Genomic DNA, 16,033 nt, shown 5'->3' with positions numbered 1-16,033 from the left:
GATCGTACAGCAGGAGCATACAGTTTGACGAGAAGCGTTGATGGTACACTGCGTCTCCATTCAACTTTTGGGGATAACCGAGCGAACTTAGATACACAAGTTCATCCTTATTATGGAAGTAGTGTCTATTATTCGATCGAAGTACTAGACGGAGAAACAAGCACCTATCAATATGAAGTCACGGGTAATGCGGTTATCAAGAATGCAATCAATGGATTCAATCAAGGCGATCCGTTAGAGGTTTCCGCTGGGAATATCATTAAAGTTTACCATGCGGAATCCAACACCCGAAGCAGACTGATGGTAAATGAAGTTGCGGAAAACTATTCCTTTGGCACCCTTTTCTCTTATTATCGAGTGACTGACAATGGCTTAGTTCCAATCAAACAGTTGGAAGCCGAAGCAGTTCCTCAGACATTTAACTTAGGTGAAAGCGCCGATGAACGCAATCTAAAGGAATTGGTTAGAAATGTACGAGTAAATGGCACAGTCGTAGACGCAAGTGAGTATGAAGTCACCTTACGTTCAGAACTTGATACGTCATTGATTGGTACGCGTGAAATCGATATTGAAGTCCGTACAACTGATGGACTAGGTATCGTACAACTGACAGTTCCTTATGAAGTGAAGTGGGGGAACTCGATCATCGCCCAAGATCAGGCAGTAAACTCTGATAAGACAGTAGCTGTTCTGTCATTGACCGAAGAGAATAATTTGCCAAAACTGACAGCTACGCAAGGAGACGGACTTGATTCTTTCAGTCCAGTAGCCTCTGCACCACAAGCAGTATTTTATCGTGGTGATCTTACTTCGCCAAGATTCTCCCTTTTGACCAATAACTTGGCTATGGACGCACAAACACTGAGGAGCAACTGGAACAATGTTCTTAGACAAAATGAATTAGCCTATGGTGATGTGCTTTCTTTTGAAGTTTTTGATTCTGCAGGGAATAACCTACTTGGAAATAAAACAGCTGTCTCAAGAAATGAACAGTTAGTAAAAGAAGTAATCGGTCATCCACAAGCTTTTTACGAACTGACAGCTAATGGGTTCAATCTTCTACGTATCAATCAATTGAAGGTAGAAACACAAACCATTGAAAGTGGATTGACAGAAGAGGAATTAAGTCAAAATATCGAATCTTATCTGTCAACTGACGGATTCGATACGATCCATGTGACAAAGTTCATCCAATATCCTGACACAAGTAAAGCTGGAACAAGTAACGGGATCATCGAAGTAGAAGAAACATTAGCGACAGGTGGCACAGCTACGTATAACTATACGGTACCATTTATCGTGGAGAACTCGACGGAATGGATCGATGTCAAGATTCCTAAAAAATTGCTTTTTGGAACGACTGACGCAAATAAAGGAATGGTTTCTTCCCCGCTTTACTACATCGAGAACGCTGGGACGAGAAATCTAAAAGTCAGCGTGGAAGAAATCAACATCACGAACAATACAAATAACTTGGAGCTGTTACGTACAGCTGATGCAGATCCATCTGCAGAGAGGGCAGCAGCAAAACTTCGTATGAATTACAAGACGAGCAATATCCTTGTCGATCTTTATGAAAGTACACCAAATCAGATAGTTGCTGAGCTGGCGCCGAACGAACAAACCCAGTTTATGATCGAAGGGCAATACTTTGGAAACTATCAGCAAGAAATCAATATTGGGTTGGATATCCGCTATCGATTTGAGGTTGCTTCGTAAGATAGAAAGCTGTTGATTTGAAGAAAATGATGTACGAACACAAAAGCCCATCAATCGATTGAAATCGGTTGATGGGCTTTTTGAGTATTATCGTGTAGGGTTAGGCTTTGACTGCGATGGACTTGATAGATTTGAATTCTTAGCTCTGTTACTAGCGTCTTGAGTTAAGTTATCTAATGCTGCGTGGGTGGATTTTCGTCTGGTTTTTACCTGATGAGAGGTTAGGCTTTTAGAAAGGCTCTGTTTGTAGTCCTCAACTGCTTTTTGTAATTTTTGAGGTGGATTTTCTAGTTTCGCCATCTCTTGCCTAGCATTCCAACCTAAAGATTGATCAGCTCTGAGTGCATTATCAATTTTTACTTGAGTAGTTACGTAATTTTGTATTGCATTTGTGAGCTTATTTTTGTTAAAAAGTCTATTCATGAATGTATCTACCTTTTTACATTGTTTTAAATTATTTGTTTGTTTAGCTAGCAGCGACTTAAAATCATTTAAACTGGTCTCTTGTTTTGCCTCTTGTTTTTTAAATGATTGTTCTTTTTGCTTCTGTTGTGCCTTTTGTTTCGCCATTGTTTTTCTAGTATTATCAAAGGTCTTTAATATTTCTGGTGCTCGTGTTTTCAGTTCTTCTCGTAATTTTGATGCTTTTAATTCTGCCTTCGCATATACCTTGTTATCTTCAACTATTTTGTATTCAGGTGTATGTTTTCCATGTTTGGGTGTACTTTCCATAACATTTATATTATCTCGGAGTTGTGCTGCAAGATCTTTTGTTGTAGGGTCTTTAATCTCATTGATCATTTTATCTAATAGTGTTTCTTGCCTATAATCTGGTGAATTTGCAATATCTTCTTTTGGCATGTCAATTCCTCTTTTCTTTTTTTATTTGTATCTTTGTATTCACTTTATCATGCTTTCTTTTTGTTTTTGTTCCGTCTTTTTCTAAGGTGGAAAATATCTGGTACGGTTTTCTGGTATTTTCCATAAAAAATAAAACAAGATGCTTCTTTATGAAAAAAGATTCGTACCGATTTTTTTCAATCCTCATTTATCCTTGTTGTCAAAGGCTTTTTTTCTTCGTATCATTCTTTTTTATTTTTAGAAATTATGGTCCCAAGGCATGAAAAAAAACATGTTATAGTAAAAACATAAGTGAAGTTAGCAGAGGAATCAGCCGATTTTTTACTGTCTATCTAAGCGAAAAACAGCTGTCCACAAAAATCAAATCGAGGAGGATGCATTTGAAAAAACTCATCACTAATTTAACACGTACAGATGTTTCGCCCCTGATTCTTCGGTTAAAAGGAGAGAAACATGCATTTACGTTTGAAGACATCGAAAAAGAAAGCGGGATAAAATTGACGAGCGCAGACAAATTTTTGATCCGTTCTGTCGCAGAGAAAAAATTCAAAATGCAAGTGGTGTGCGAAGCACCGGAGAACCAGCTGAAGTTCTTTCCAAAAGCAAAAGAACTTTCTTGATCACTCTATTTATTGTTCTATCTATGTAGCAAACAGGAAAAAATAACAAATATGTTATTAAAAGTGTTGCAATCGCATACAAAAAGAGTAAAAAACAAAATAGTCCTTTATTATAGGAGATGGAAACACGAGAATGTCAGACAGGGGGGATGGGATGCGTTGATTTTTTAGTTGTAAGTTGGTTGCTACATAGATAATAAAGGGGGAGTAATTGGATTGAAAAAGAAAATCATTGGTAGTCTATTACTATCAACGCTAGTGTTGACGAGTATGATAAATATGTTCATCAATGAAGACTTGCAAGCGGAAAATCACGTGCTCAATATCAGTCGCACGCTTCAAGAAGAAAAGGTGAACGATCTCAATCCTGGGGGAGAAGATGGTATCGGCAATGCCTGCCACTGATAGTCATCGAAAATTATCGCGTAGGCTATATCGGCTCTATCGACATCGTTCCTCAATAAAAAGAACGATGAGGAGATAGATATTTTTTAGGAAACAAGCACATAACTTATGATCGCATAAGTATTTTCACACAGGACTAGCAAATAGTCCTGTGTGGGTATCATAAAAAAACTGAATAGAAACAATAATCAGCTTTACCACCATTGATAGAAAAGAGATAGAAAACCGAGAAAAGGAATCGGTCCTCTATCTCTTTTTGCTGTACAAACGCATGTTTCTCCTGTTTTTTGCATGGATTCCTTTAAAGAAAGTGTACCATGCTTTCTTGATACGTTTAGAACACCTTTTTCTAGAGGATAGAAAAAGGTAAGTCAATAAGGAGAGTCGTTTGAAGAGAACTCAGAAAAAAGGACACTGTATGAGATCAGGTGTCCTTTTGTGAAATCTGCTATTATTGCGTACGGATAGATGTGAGACTGATTTCGCCAGAAGACAAACTCATTTCCTGTTCATTTGTTTGGACGATCAGTTCGCCATGATCACCGATTTCTTTTGCAAGACCGACATAAGTCGTTCCTTTCTGATTGAACGACACGGTTTTTCCCAATACGAATGATTTTTCTTTATAAAAGTCCAATGCTTTTTTCGGTTGAGAAAGATAGGTGAACAATTCTTGCCAGATTTTGCTGATCAGTTGATTCCTTGTGATACTCGCTTGTCCGTCGGGAAAGACAGAGGTGGCTTTTTCTTGGAGATCAGCTGGAAAATGATTTTGAGGAACAGAAAAATTCAGCCCGATCCCAATGATGATATGACTGATCCTGCCGCTTTCCATATCACTGACTGCTTCAGATAAAATCCCACAGACTTTTTTTCCATCCATGTAGATGTCATTGACCCATTTGATCGAAGCAGAACGACCGGTAACAGATTCAATGGCTTTCACACAGGCACTGGCTGCGATGATCGTATATTGAGGCAGTTCATCAAACCGTTTGTCTGGATGGAGCAAGAGACTCATGTAGATTCCTCGTCCAGGTTCGGCAAAAAAAGGTCGTCCAAAACGTCCACGAGCTTGTTCTTGTGTATCAGCAACAAATAACTTCGAAACAGAATCTCCGTGAGCTGCTGCCAGTTTGGCATCTTTCATCGTAGATTCAGAAGTCAACATCGTTTGTATCTTCAAATCGGGAATAAAAGACCGTAGCTCTTGCTGGATTTCTTTTGCATCTAGTACGTCAGAGGGCAGGTAACGATACCCTGTAGGCCCGTGCTCAAAACGATAGCCTGCTTTTTCCAATTCTTTGATGGCTTTCCAAATACTTGTCCGGGAAACTTCCAGTTGCTGTGCTAACTTTTCTCCGGAAAGAAAATCTGGTGTCTCTTTCAATAAATGAAGTACTTTGTCTTTTGTTGTCATGGCACCAAGCTCCTTTCTCATCCATTCTATCAGGAAGAAGGAGAGAACAAAATAGTTTTTGAAGAAACAACGGTTGATACATAAAGCAAAAACGAAAGAAGAAAAGAGAAAAAAGAAGAGGGTGGGCGTTCATTTTTTGTCCTAGCCTCGTTCTGATTATGAAGATAAAAGTACTTGATCGTCTTTCAACGTCGTGCCGCTGTTTTGTTTGAACAACGCCAATAGTTGAGGTACTGTGAGCTGCTGTTTTTCCTCTTGCTGGATATCGACGACGATCCTTCCTTGATGAAGCATGATCAGTCGATTTCCATAGCGGATCGCGTCTTCCATGTCATGTGTGACCATGAAAGCAGTGAGATTCTGCTCGGTGATCAGCTTTTCTGTCAAGTCCATGACAGTTTTGGAAGTAGCCGGGTCAAGCGCTGCGGTGTGCTCATCTAATAAGATTAGTTCTGGACGCTGCAATGTGGCCATCAACAGCGTGATGGCTTGACGTTGTCCCCCAGACAGCAAACCGATTTCTGAGGATAAACGATTTTCCAAACCCAAATTCAGCCGAGCCAGCTGTTCTTTGAAAAACGTTCGGTCTTGCGGTTTGACACCACGGAAGAAGCCGCGCTTTTTTCCTCGTTTCATAGCAAGAGCAAGATTTTCTTCTACCGTTAAACGAACGGCTGTCCCTAGTTTAGGATCTTGGAATACGCGACTGATGGATTTCGAACGTTCGACAACGGATTTTTTCGTGATATTTTTTCCATTTAATAAAATCTGTCCCTGATCGACAGAAAATGTACCGGCGATGCTGTTCAGCAAAGTAGATTTACCAGCACCATTTCCACCGATGATCGTCACGAAGTCGCCGGGTTCCAAAGAAAGATTAATCCCTTTCAGGACATGGTTTTCGTTGATCGTTCCTTTTTCAAAGGTATGATGGAGATTTTCCAATGTTAAGACGTCATTCATTTGACACTACCGCCTTTCCTTTTTTGAGATAAATGGAATTTTTGCTGAATCTGCGGGAAAGAAAGACAGATCACTAGCACGAAAGCAGAAGCAAGTTTCGAATCACTTGGTTCAACATTCAGTTCGAAGACTAACGCTAAAATAAAGCGGTAAATGACCGCACCTAAAACGACAGTCAATAGACGGAGAAATAGTGGCTGGTTACGTAACAAAACTTCTGCGATGATAATAGAAGCAAGTCCAATCACGATCGTTCCAATACCAGAATTCAAATCAGCAAAGCCGTTGTTTTGCGCAAGCAAGGAGCCAGAAAGAGCAATGCATCCATTAGAGATCATATAACCGATGATCTTCATATTATCGGTGTTGATCCCGTTCGCTTCGCTCATTGCCAGATTATCGCCAGTTGCACGAATGGCAAGACCTGTTTCTGTACGTAAGAACAAAACAAGTAAACATACAACGATCAAAGCAAAAAGCAGACCGACGATCAGTACAGCGTTGTCTTTTGTTATGCCGAATGACTCGACCCAATGAAAGATCGTTGGCTGACCCAATAAAGAGATGTTCGGCGCACCCATCACACGGGAGGTGACAGAGTATAAACCAGTCATGGTGATGATACCTGCAAGAAGGGCGGGGATTTTTAATTTTGTGTGAAGCAGTCCGGAAACAAGCCCTGCTGCCGCACCCCCTAAAAAGCCTAGAAGACAAGCTGTCAATGGGTGATAGCCATTTGTAATACTTACTGCCGCGATCCCTGCACCTAAAGGAAAGCTTCCTTCAGCAGTCAAGTCGGCAATGTCCAAGATACGGAAAGTGACATACACACCAATCGCAAGCAGGGCCCATAAGACCCCTTGCGATGCAGATGATAAGAAAAGAGAGAGCAGATTTGTCATGAGAATCCTCCTGTGTTTTATTCAGCTTCTTTGATGCTGTCTGGATTGATGCCTAATGCTTTGGCCATGTCTTTATTGACATACAGTTCCAAATCATTCGCTGTTTCGACAGGAAGTTCACTTGGCTTCTTGCCGTCTAAGATTTTTGCTGCCATGATCCCCGTTTGTTTGCCCAAGCTTTCGTAGTCGATCCCTACTGTTGCTAGACCGCCGTCTTTGACTTGATCAACTGCGCCAGCAACGACAGGTGTTTTTGTTTCTTTTGCGACTTCACCGACAACACTTGCCGCACTTGCGAACGTGTTATCAGTAGGAATATAGATTCTGTCTACATCTTTAGCTAGACTTTTCGTCACTTGTTGGACATCATTTGTGGAATTTGCTGTCAGTACTTTGACTTTTACGCCCGCTTTTTTCAATTCTTTTTCTGCCAAATCAGCTTGGATCTTAGAGTTTGCTTCACCGTTGTTATACATGATGCCGATTGTTTTGGCGTCTGGCACGATAGTTAACAGTAAGCCGATTTGTTTTTCGATTGGCACCATATCTGTCGTGCCAGTCACATTTCCGCCAGGTTTTTCATTGGATGTGACTAAATGGGCTTGTTCCAAGTCTGTGACCGCTGTGACAGTCATCGGGATAGTGGTTGTTTCATTTAATAAAGATTGTGCTGCTGGAGTGGCGATCCCAAGTAGCAAATCAGGATCTTCTTTGACGAGCTTCTCACTCATGCTTTTCAGGTTGTCTTGATTGTTTTGGGCATTTTGATAATCGATTGTTAGATTATCGCCTTCTTTATACCCTTCTTCTGCTAATCCTTCTTTGAATCCTTTATAGGCAGCGTCTAACGAGTTATGTTGTACAAGTTGCAATACGCCAATTGTTTTTTTTCCATCTGATGCCTCTGCGGAATTGTCTTTTTGTGCGCAACCTCCTAAAGCTAGTAGCAGAGCAGCGCCTAATCCAATTAATATGTTTTTTTTCATTTCTTTTTCCTCCTTAATTTTGGGAAACAAAAAATCCATTCAGACAAAATGTCCAAATGGATTGAAAAGTCGGAAAATAAATTGAAAAGTAGAATGCTTGATACTTTTACTTTGTATTTTCACTGCTCAGCCACTTAGCATTTTGTCTACGTGGCTTTTTGCTGCAATACAAAGTTCTTTAGCCATCATAGATACAAACTGTCGTTTAACGTTTGTATCCATCATGATGAATACAAACCTATCTAAAGTAGCTAAAGTAAAAGTTATTCAGTTGTGTTGGTACGATTTGCTTGATATTGGTTCGCATAGAAGTTCCTCCACAAAATGAATTTTCTAAAGTATAACCGAGAAAAAATGGTCTGTCAATTAAGAATTGTCAGATAATTGAAAACATAAAATTGAAAACATTAAGAAAATATTGCGAAAAAGCAGAAGAAACGCCAGGAAGTGTTGACTTTTATAGAAAATAAGTGTAGTATATGAAGTTGCAAAAACTATCTGATGAAGAAAAGGCAGAAACGAAATATTGTCCGTTTCGGCTTTAATATAAGGAAACAAAAGTAGAAGCTCACGAAGTAAGGTTTCAAGAGAATGTTCTATTTTTGGTTTTTTTTTGCCTAAAAGCCGCAAAAAATGTCTGTTGTTACCTAAAAATAATATTTGAAATATTATTGTAACAATTGATCGGGTAGTCTTTTTGAATGACATTTTAGAGGGGTGAAGAGCTTGGCTGGACACGTAGTAAAATACGGAAAACATCGCGAACGTAGAAGTTTCGCAAGAATCAGTGAAGTGTTGGAATTACCAAATTTGATCGAAATTCAAACAGACTCTTACCAATGGTTCTTAGATGAGGGACTTAGAGAAATGTTTGAAGACATTTTGCCAATCGATGACTTCAATGGCAATCTATCTTTGGAATTTGTAGATTATGAATTGAAAGAACCAAAGTATACAGTAGCAGAAGCTCGTGCGCATGATGCAAACTACTCTGCACCATTACATGTAACATTGCGTTTGACAAACCGCGAGACTGGCGAAATCAAAGCACAAGAAGTATTCTTCGGTGATTTCCCATTAATGACAGAACAAGGAACATTCATCATCAACGGGGCAGAGCGAGTAATCGTTTCTCAGTTAGTCCGTTCACCAGGTGTCTATTTCCATGGAAAAGTCGACAAAAACGGAAAAGAAGGATTCGGTTCTACTGTTATCCCTAACCGTGGCGCTTGGCTAGAGATGGAAACTGATGCAAAAGACATCTCTTATGTACGTATCGACCGTACACGTAAGATTCCTTTAACCGTATTAGTTCGTGCGTTAGGATTTGGTTCCGATGATACGATCTTTGAAATCTTCGGCGACAGCGAAACATTACGCAATACAGTCGAAAAAGACTTGCATAAAAACGCAAGCGACTCAAGAACAGAAGAAGGTTTGAAAGACGTTTACGAACGTTTGCGTCCAGGCGAACCAAAAACAGCAGACAGCTCACGTAACTTGCTGAATGCTCGTTTCTTCGATCCAAAACGTTACGACTTAGCAAACGTTGGTCGTTACAAAGTAAACAAAAAATTAGATTTGAAAACACGTCTATTGAATCTGACATTAGCTGAAACATTAGTTGATCCAGAAACAGGCGAGATCATCGTTGAAAAAGGAACAGTTCTGACTCACCAAGTCATGGAAACATTAGCTCCTTTCATTGATAACGGTCTAAATTCAGTGACTTACTATCCATCAGAAGATGGTGTGGTCACAGATCCAATGACTGTCCAAGTCATCAAAGTATTTTCACCAAGAGATCCTGAACGTGAAGTGAACGTGATCGGAAACGGCTATCCAGAAGCAGCTGTAAAAACGGTTCGTCCAGCCGACATCATTGCTTCAATGAGCTATTTCTTGAACTTGATGGAAGGTATCGGCAATGTCGATGATATTGACCACTTAGGAAATCGTCGTATCCGTTCAGTCGGTGAACTTTTACAAAACCAATTCCGTATCGGGCTAGCACGTATGGAACGTGTGGTTCGTGAAAGAATGTCGATCCAAGATACTGAAACATTGACACCTCAACAATTGATCAATATCCGTCCAGTTGTGGCAAGTATCAAAGAATTCTTTGGTTCTTCTCAGTTGTCACAGTTCATGGATCAAACAAATCCTCTTGGCGAATTGACACACAAACGTCGTCTTTCAGCCTTAGGACCTGGCGGATTGACTCGTGACCGTGCCGGTTATGAAGTTCGTGACGTTCACTACTCCCACTATGGCCGTATGTGTCCGATCGAAACTCCTGAAGGCCCAAACATCGGGTTGATCAATAGTTTGTCCAGTTATGCGAAAGTAAATAAATTCGGATTTATCGAAACACCTTATCGTCGTGTAGACCGCGAAACAGGTCGTGTTACTGACCAAATCGACTACTTGACAGCAGATATCGAAGACCATTACATCGTAGCCCAAGCAAACAGCCCATTGAATGAAGATGGAACATTTGCTCAAGACGTTGTTATGGCGCGTGCTCAAAGTGAAAACTTAGAAGTATCTATTGATAAAGTAGACTACATGGACGTATCACCTAAACAAGTAGTTGCCGTTGCGACAGCATGTATTCCTTTCTTGGAAAACGATGACTCCAACCGTGCCTTGATGGGTGCCAACATGCAGCGTCAAGCAGTGCCGTTGATCAATCCTCAAGCACCATGGGTTGGTACTGGTATGGAATACAAATCAGCGCATGACTCAGGAGCTGCTTTGTTATGTAAACATGACGGTGTCGTTGAATACGTTGATGCTTCTGAAATCCGTGTACGCCGCGACAACGGTGCATTAGATAAATACGATGTGACAAAATTCCGTCGTTCAAACTCCGGAACAAGCTACAACCAACGTCCAATCGTTCATTTGGGTGAGAAAGTCGAAAAAGGGGATACTCTGGCAGACGGACCATCTATGGAACAAGGCGAAATGGCTCTAGGTCAAAATGTTTTAGTTGGTTTCATGACTTGGGAAGGGTACAACTATGAAGATGCGATCATCATGAGCCGTCGTTTGGTAAAAGATGACGTATACACTTCTATTCATATTGAAGAATACGAATCAGAAGCCCGCGATACAAAATTAGGACCTGAAGAAATCACACGCGAAATCCCTAATGTCGGGGAAGACGCATTGAAAGATTTAGACGAAATGGGTATTATCCGTATCGGTGCAGAAGTCCAAGATGGCGATTTGCTTGTAGGGAAAGTCACGCCAAAAGGGGTAACAGAATTATCTGCAGAAGAACGCCTATTGCATGCGATCTTTGGCGAAAAAGCTCGTGAAGTCCGCGATACATCATTACGTGTACCGCATGGCGGCGGCGGGATCGTTCACGATGTGAAAATCTTTACTCGTGAAGCTGGAGATGAATTGTCACCAGGCGTAAACATGTTAGTTCGTGTTTATATCGTTCAAAAACGTAAAATCCATGAAGGGGATAAAATGGCCGGTCGTCACGGAAATAAAGGGGTTGTATCCCGTATTATGCCGGAAGAAGATATGCCATTCCTACCTGACGGAACACCAATCGATATCATGCTGAATCCTTTAGGGGTGCCTTCACGTATGAACATCGGACAAGTATTGGAATTACACTTGGGTATGGCTGCACGTCAGTTAGGTATCCACGTAGCAACGCCAGTATTCGATGGTGCAAGTGATGAAGACGTATGGGAAACAGTTCGTGAAGCCGGTATGGCCAGCGATGCGAAAACTGTTCTGTACGACGGACGTACAGGTGAACCATTTGACGGACGTGTGTCTGTCGGTGTGATGTACATGATCAAACTTGCTCACATGGTCGATGACAAATTGCATGCCCGTTCAATCGGACCTTACTCATTGGTTACACAACAACCATTGGGAGGTAAAGCTCAATTTGGTGGACAACGTTTTGGTGAAATGGAAGTATGGGCACTGGAAGCTTACGGTGCGGCTTATACTTTACAAGAAATCTTGACATACAAATCAGATGACGTAGTCGGACGTGTGAAAACATACGAAGCAATCGTCAAAGGTGAACCAATTCCAAAACCAGGTGTACCGGAATCCTTCCGCGTATTGGTGAAAGAATTGCAATCACTAGGTCTGGACATGCGTGTCTTGGATATCGAAGAGACAGAGATCGAACTTCGCGACATGGACGATGAAGACGACGATTTGATCACTGTTGATGCTTTGACAAAATTTGCCGAACAGCAAACTGCCAAAGAATTAGAAAAGAAAGCTGCTGAACAAGTGGAAGATGAAAGAGACGATGTCATCCAAAACTTTGAAACCGCAGAAGATAATTTAGACTAATCCGGTCTATGAGCTGCAAGGCGGTCGAAGATCAGCCGTCTTGCGGTTTGCCATTAAATGAAATGGAGGGAACCCCTTTTGATCGATGTAAATAAATTCGAAAGTATGCAAATAGGTTTGGCTTCTCCCGAAAAAATCAGAAGCTGGTCTTACGGTGAAGTAAAAAAACCTGAGACGATTAACTATCGTACCTTAAAACCTGAACGCGAAGGGTTGTTCTGTGAGCGGATTTTTGGTCCTACAAAAGACTGGGAATGTGCCTGCGGAAAATACAAACGTATCCGTTATAAAGGAATCGTTTGTGATCGATGCGGAGTGGAAGTGACTCGTTCGAAAGTTCGCCGTGAACGCATGGGACATATTGAATTAGCAGCTCCTGTTTCACATATCTGGTACTTTAAAGGGATTCCTTCACGTATGGGTCTTGTATTAGACATGAGCCCACGCGCTTTGGAAGAAATCATTTATTTTGCTTCATATGTGGTTATCGAACCAGGAAACACGAATTTAGAGAAAAAACAATTGTTGACAGAACGCGAATATCGCGAAAAACGTGAACAATATGGACAAGAATTCCAAGCTGCTATGGGTGCAGAAGCGATCAAACAATTACTTGATAATGTTGATCTAGATGCAGAAGCAGCCGAATTGAAAGAAGAATTGAAATCTGCACAAGGACAAAAACGTACACGTGCGATCCGCCGTTTGGATATTTTAGAAGCATTCCGCGCTTCAGGAAATCAACCAAGCTGGATGGTTATGGATGTTATCCCTGTTATTCCACCAGATTTGCGCCCAATGGTTCAATTAGAAGGTGGACGTTTTGCAACAAGTGACTTGAATGATCTTTACCGTCGTGTCATCAACCGTAATAACCGTTTGAAACGTTTATTAGACTTGAACGCACCTGGAATCATCGTTCAAAACGAAAAACGCATGTTGCAAGAAGCAGTAGATGCATTGATCGATAACGGTCGTCGCGGACGTCCAGTAACTGGACCAGGTAACCGCCCATTGAAATCTCTTTCTCATATGTTGAAAGGGAAACAAGGTCGTTTCCGTCAAAACTTGCTAGGTAAACGTGTGGACTACTCCGGTCGTTCCGTTATCGTTGTTGGACCTTTCTTGAAGATGTACCAATGTGGACTTCCAAAAGAAATGGCCATCGAATTATTCAAACCATTCGTGATGCGTGAGCTTGTTCAACGTGAACTAGCTTCAAACATCAAAAATGCGAAACGTAAAATCGAACGTCAAGAAGACGAAGTATGGGATGTCTTAGAAGACGTAATCAAGGAACACCCAGTATTGCTGAACCGGGCACCTACGCTTCACCGACTTGGTATCCAAGCATTCGAACCAGTTTTAGTACAAGGACGCGCAATCCGTTTGCATCCACTTGTATGTGAAGCTTATAATGCCGATTTCGATGGAGACCAAATGGCTGTCCACGTGCCATTGAATGAAGAAGCACAAGCAGAAGCACGTATGTTGATGTTAGCTGCTCAAAACATCTTGAATCCTAAAGATGGTAAACCAGTTGTTACTCCTTCTCAAGATATGGTTCTAGGTAACTACTACTTGACAATGGAAGAAGAAGGACGCGAAGGCGAAGGAATGGTCTTCAGAGATCAAAACGAAGCCGTTATCGCATGGCGCAACGGATACGTTCATTTACATTCACGTATCGGTGTGAACCCTAACTCATTAGGTGAAAAACCATTTACTGAATGGCAAAAAGAACGTACGATGATCACAACAGTTGGTAAGATCATCTTCAACGAGATCATGCCTCCTGAATTCCCTTATCTGAATGAACCAACAGACTTCAACTTGACCGTCCAAACACCGGACAAATACTTTGTTGAAGCTGGTACGGATATTCCTGCACATATCAAAGAGCAAGAATTAGTATTACCGTTCAAGAAGAAAAACTTAGGGAACATCATCGCAGAAGTCTTCAAACGATTCAAAGTAACAGAAACTTCTAAGATGCTTGACCGTATGAAAGACTTAGGGTACAAACATTCAACACATGCCGGTATCACAGTAGGGATCGCTGACATCAGTGTACTGAATGAAAAACAAGAAATCATTGAAAATGCCCATAAACAAGTTGAAACTATTACAAAACAATTCCGTCGTGGTCTGATTACAGATGACGAGCGTTATGAACGTGTCATTGCTGTTTGGAACGCTGCAAAAGACAGCATCCAACAAAAACTGATGGAAGGTTTGGAAGCGAAAAACCCAATCTTCATGATGTCTGATTCTGGAGCTCGTGGGAACATTTCCAACTTTACACAGCTTGCCGGAATGCGTGGTTTGATGGCCGCTCCTAATGGTCGAATCATGGAATTGCCAATCATTTCAAACTTCCGTGAAGGACTATCTGTCTTGGAAATGTTTATCTCAACTCACGGGGCTCGTAAAGGGATGACCGATACAGCCTTGAAGACTGCCGATTCAGGTTACTTGACTCGTCGTCTGGTTGATGTGGCTCAAGATGTAATCATTCGTGAAGAAGATTGCGGGACTGACCGAGGTCTTGAGATCCAAGCAATCCGTGAAGGAAATGAAATCATCGAATCATTAGAAGATCGTTTAGTGGGACGTTACACTCGTAAAGAAGTACGTCATCCTGAAACAAATGAATTGATCATCGCAGGAAACCAATTGATTTCCGAAGACATCGCAAAACAAATCGTTGATGCAGGTGTCGAAACAGTGACAATTCGTTCTGTCTTCACATGTAATACAAAACATGGTGTCTGCAAACATTGTTACGGACGCAACCTTGCAACTGGCTCTGACGTTGAAGTCGGCGAAGCAGTTGGTACGATCGCCGCTCAATCAATCGGTGAACCTGGTACTCAGTTGACGATGCGTACATTCCATACGGGTGGGGTTGCCGGAGACGATATCACTCAAGGTCTTCCTCGTGTCCAAGAAATCTTTGAAGCACGTAATCCGAAAGGGCAAGCAGTGATCACAGAAGTAACAGGGGATGTCATCGATATCTCAGAAGATCCTGCAACACGTACCAAAGAAGTAACAATCAAAGGAAAAACAGATACACGTACGTATACTGTTCCTTATACAGCACGTATGAAAGTAGCAGAAGGCGATATGATCCACCGTGGTGCACCATTGACAGAAGGATCAATCGATCCAAAACAATTGTTGCAAGTCCGCGATGTATTATCTGTTGAAAACTACTTGCTTCGTGAAGTACAACGTGTTTACCGTATGCAAGGGGTAGAAATCGGCGACAAGCATATCGAAGTAATGGTTCGTCAAATGCTGCGTAAAGTTCGTGTAATGGATCCAGGTGATACAGATATCTTGCCAGGTACACTATTAGACATCGCAGACTTTAAAGATCAAAACTACAATACGCTAGTCTCAGGAGGCGTTCCTGCAACTTCTCGACCTGTCTTGCTAGGTATCACAAAAGCATCATTAGAAACAAATAGTTTCTTATCTGCTGCATCATTCCAAGAAACAACTCGTGTCTTGACGGATGCTGCGATCCGCGGTAAGAAAGATCCTCTTCTTGGTTTGAAAGAAAATGTTATTATCGGTAAGATCATCCCAGCTGGTACTGGTATGCAACGTTACCGTGACATGGAACCAAAAGAAGTCGGTGTAGCAAGCGAAAATGTCTACAGTATTTCAGATATTGAAGCGCAAATGGCTGCAGAAGACGCAATGAACAATCAAACAAAATAGAGGTTGTGACAGAAGCTGCTTCTGGAACACCGTTTATTCGGAAAAAGGGCTTGTGACAAAATCTTGTCACAAGCCTTTTTT

General features: G+C 41.3%; 10 protein-coding genes. 5 read left to right on the top strand and 5 right to left on the bottom strand.

The window, feature by feature from the left end; all coding sequences use genetic code 11:
- On the top strand, window positions 1-1,719 hold a 1,719-nt coding region (locus HMPREF2988_RS09440; protein WP_306807597.1), incomplete at its 5' end, for a putative mucin/carbohydrate-binding domain-containing protein.
- 87 nt (window positions 1,720-1,806) lie between these two features.
- On the opposite strand, the gene HMPREF2988_RS09435 is transcribed toward HMPREF2988_RS09440, so the two are convergent.
- Window positions 1,807-2,580 (bottom strand): hypothetical protein, encoded by a 774-nt coding sequence (locus HMPREF2988_RS09435; protein WP_070770524.1) that lies wholly within the window; start codon window positions 2,578-2,580, stop codon window positions 1,807-1,809.
- A gap of 374 nt (window positions 2,581-2,954) precedes the next feature.
- On the opposite strand from HMPREF2988_RS09435, the gene HMPREF2988_RS09425 reads away from it, so the two are divergent.
- Together HMPREF2988_RS09425 and HMPREF2988_RS09420 are read left to right on the top strand one after the other, a co-directional pair.
- Complete coding sequence (locus tag HMPREF2988_RS09425; protein ID WP_016629240.1) at window positions 2,955-3,200, top strand: hypothetical protein; 246 nt, start codon at window positions 2,955-2,957, stop codon at window positions 3,198-3,200.
- Between the two features lie 216 nt (window positions 3,201-3,416).
- Window positions 3,417-3,605 (top strand): hypothetical protein, encoded by a 189-nt coding sequence (locus HMPREF2988_RS09420; protein WP_002315817.1) that lies wholly within the window; start codon window positions 3,417-3,419, stop codon window positions 3,603-3,605.
- Between the two features lie 451 nt (window positions 3,606-4,056).
- Here the strand turns inward: HMPREF2988_RS09420 and HMPREF2988_RS09415 are convergent, their stop codons facing one another.
- From HMPREF2988_RS09415 to HMPREF2988_RS09400, 4 genes are all read right to left on the bottom strand, one after another.
- The gene (locus HMPREF2988_RS09415) at window positions 4,057-5,025 is read right to left on the bottom strand and encodes a biotin--[acetyl-CoA-carboxylase] ligase (RefSeq protein WP_070770522.1); all 969 of its coding nucleotides are present in this window, start codon (window positions 5,023-5,025) and stop codon (window positions 4,057-4,059) included.
- A 156-nt stretch (window positions 5,026-5,181) separates the two neighbouring features.
- On the bottom strand, window positions 5,182-5,988 hold the full coding sequence (locus tag HMPREF2988_RS09410; RefSeq protein WP_002315819.1) for an ABC transporter ATP-binding protein: 807 nt from the start codon (window positions 5,986-5,988) through the stop codon (window positions 5,182-5,184).
- Complete coding sequence (locus tag HMPREF2988_RS09405) at window positions 5,985-6,890, bottom strand: ABC transporter permease (RefSeq protein ID WP_070770521.1); 906 nt, start codon at window positions 6,888-6,890, stop codon at window positions 5,985-5,987. Before HMPREF2988_RS09405 ends, HMPREF2988_RS09410 begins: the two co-directional genes overlap by 4 nt.
- 17 nt (window positions 6,891-6,907) lie before the next feature.
- Window positions 6,908-7,876 carry an ABC transporter substrate-binding protein gene (locus tag HMPREF2988_RS09400; protein ID WP_070770520.1) on the bottom strand — a complete coding sequence of 323 codons (969 nt, stop codon included), beginning with the start codon at window positions 7,874-7,876 and terminating at the stop codon, window positions 6,908-6,910.
- Window positions 7,877-8,602: 726 nt separating this feature from the next.
- Between HMPREF2988_RS09400 and rpoB the strand changes: the two genes are divergently transcribed.
- Both rpoB and rpoC read left to right on the top strand, forming a co-directional pair.
- Window positions 8,603-12,220 (top strand): DNA-directed RNA polymerase subunit beta, encoded by a 3,618-nt coding sequence (gene rpoB / locus HMPREF2988_RS09395; protein WP_002310550.1) that lies wholly within the window; start codon window positions 8,603-8,605, stop codon window positions 12,218-12,220.
- A 78-nt stretch (window positions 12,221-12,298) separates the two neighbouring features.
- A complete protein-coding gene (gene rpoC / locus HMPREF2988_RS09390; protein WP_002295965.1) occupies window positions 12,299-15,952 on the top strand; it encodes a DNA-directed RNA polymerase subunit beta' in 3,654 nt (1,217 codons plus the stop codon).
- Window positions 15,953-16,033: the final 81 nt, after the last annotated feature.

It is taken from the genome of Enterococcus sp. HMSC061C05, assembly GCF_001814765.1.
GTDB classification, from domain to species: domain Bacteria; phylum Bacillota; class Bacilli; order Lactobacillales; family Enterococcaceae; genus Enterococcus_B; species Enterococcus_B lactis.
This window is presented reverse-complemented; position numbering and strand designations above follow the sequence as displayed.

Excerpts from the sequence above, each read along its gene's own strand:
- HMPREF2988_RS09410 (WP_002315819.1), bottom strand. The coding sequence starts at position 5,988 with ATGAATGACGTCTTAACATTGGAAAATCTCCATCATACCTTTGAAAAA.
- HMPREF2988_RS09435 (WP_070770524.1), bottom strand. The coding sequence starts at position 2,580 with ATGCCAAAAGAAGATATTGCAAATTCACCAGATTATAGGCAAGAAACA.
- HMPREF2988_RS09400 (WP_070770520.1), bottom strand. The coding sequence starts at position 7,876 with ATGAAAAAAAACATATTAATTGGATTAGGCGCTGCTCTGCTACTAGCT.
- HMPREF2988_RS09415 (WP_070770522.1), bottom strand. The coding sequence starts at position 5,025 with ATGACAACAAAAGACAAAGTACTTCATTTATTGAAAGAGACACCAGAT.
- HMPREF2988_RS09425 (WP_016629240.1), top strand. The coding sequence starts at position 2,955 with ATGCATTTGAAAAAACTCATCACTAATTTAACACGTACAGATGTTTCG.
- HMPREF2988_RS09405 (WP_070770521.1), bottom strand. The coding sequence starts at position 6,890 with ATGACAAATCTGCTCTCTCTTTTCTTATCATCTGCATCGCAAGGGGTC.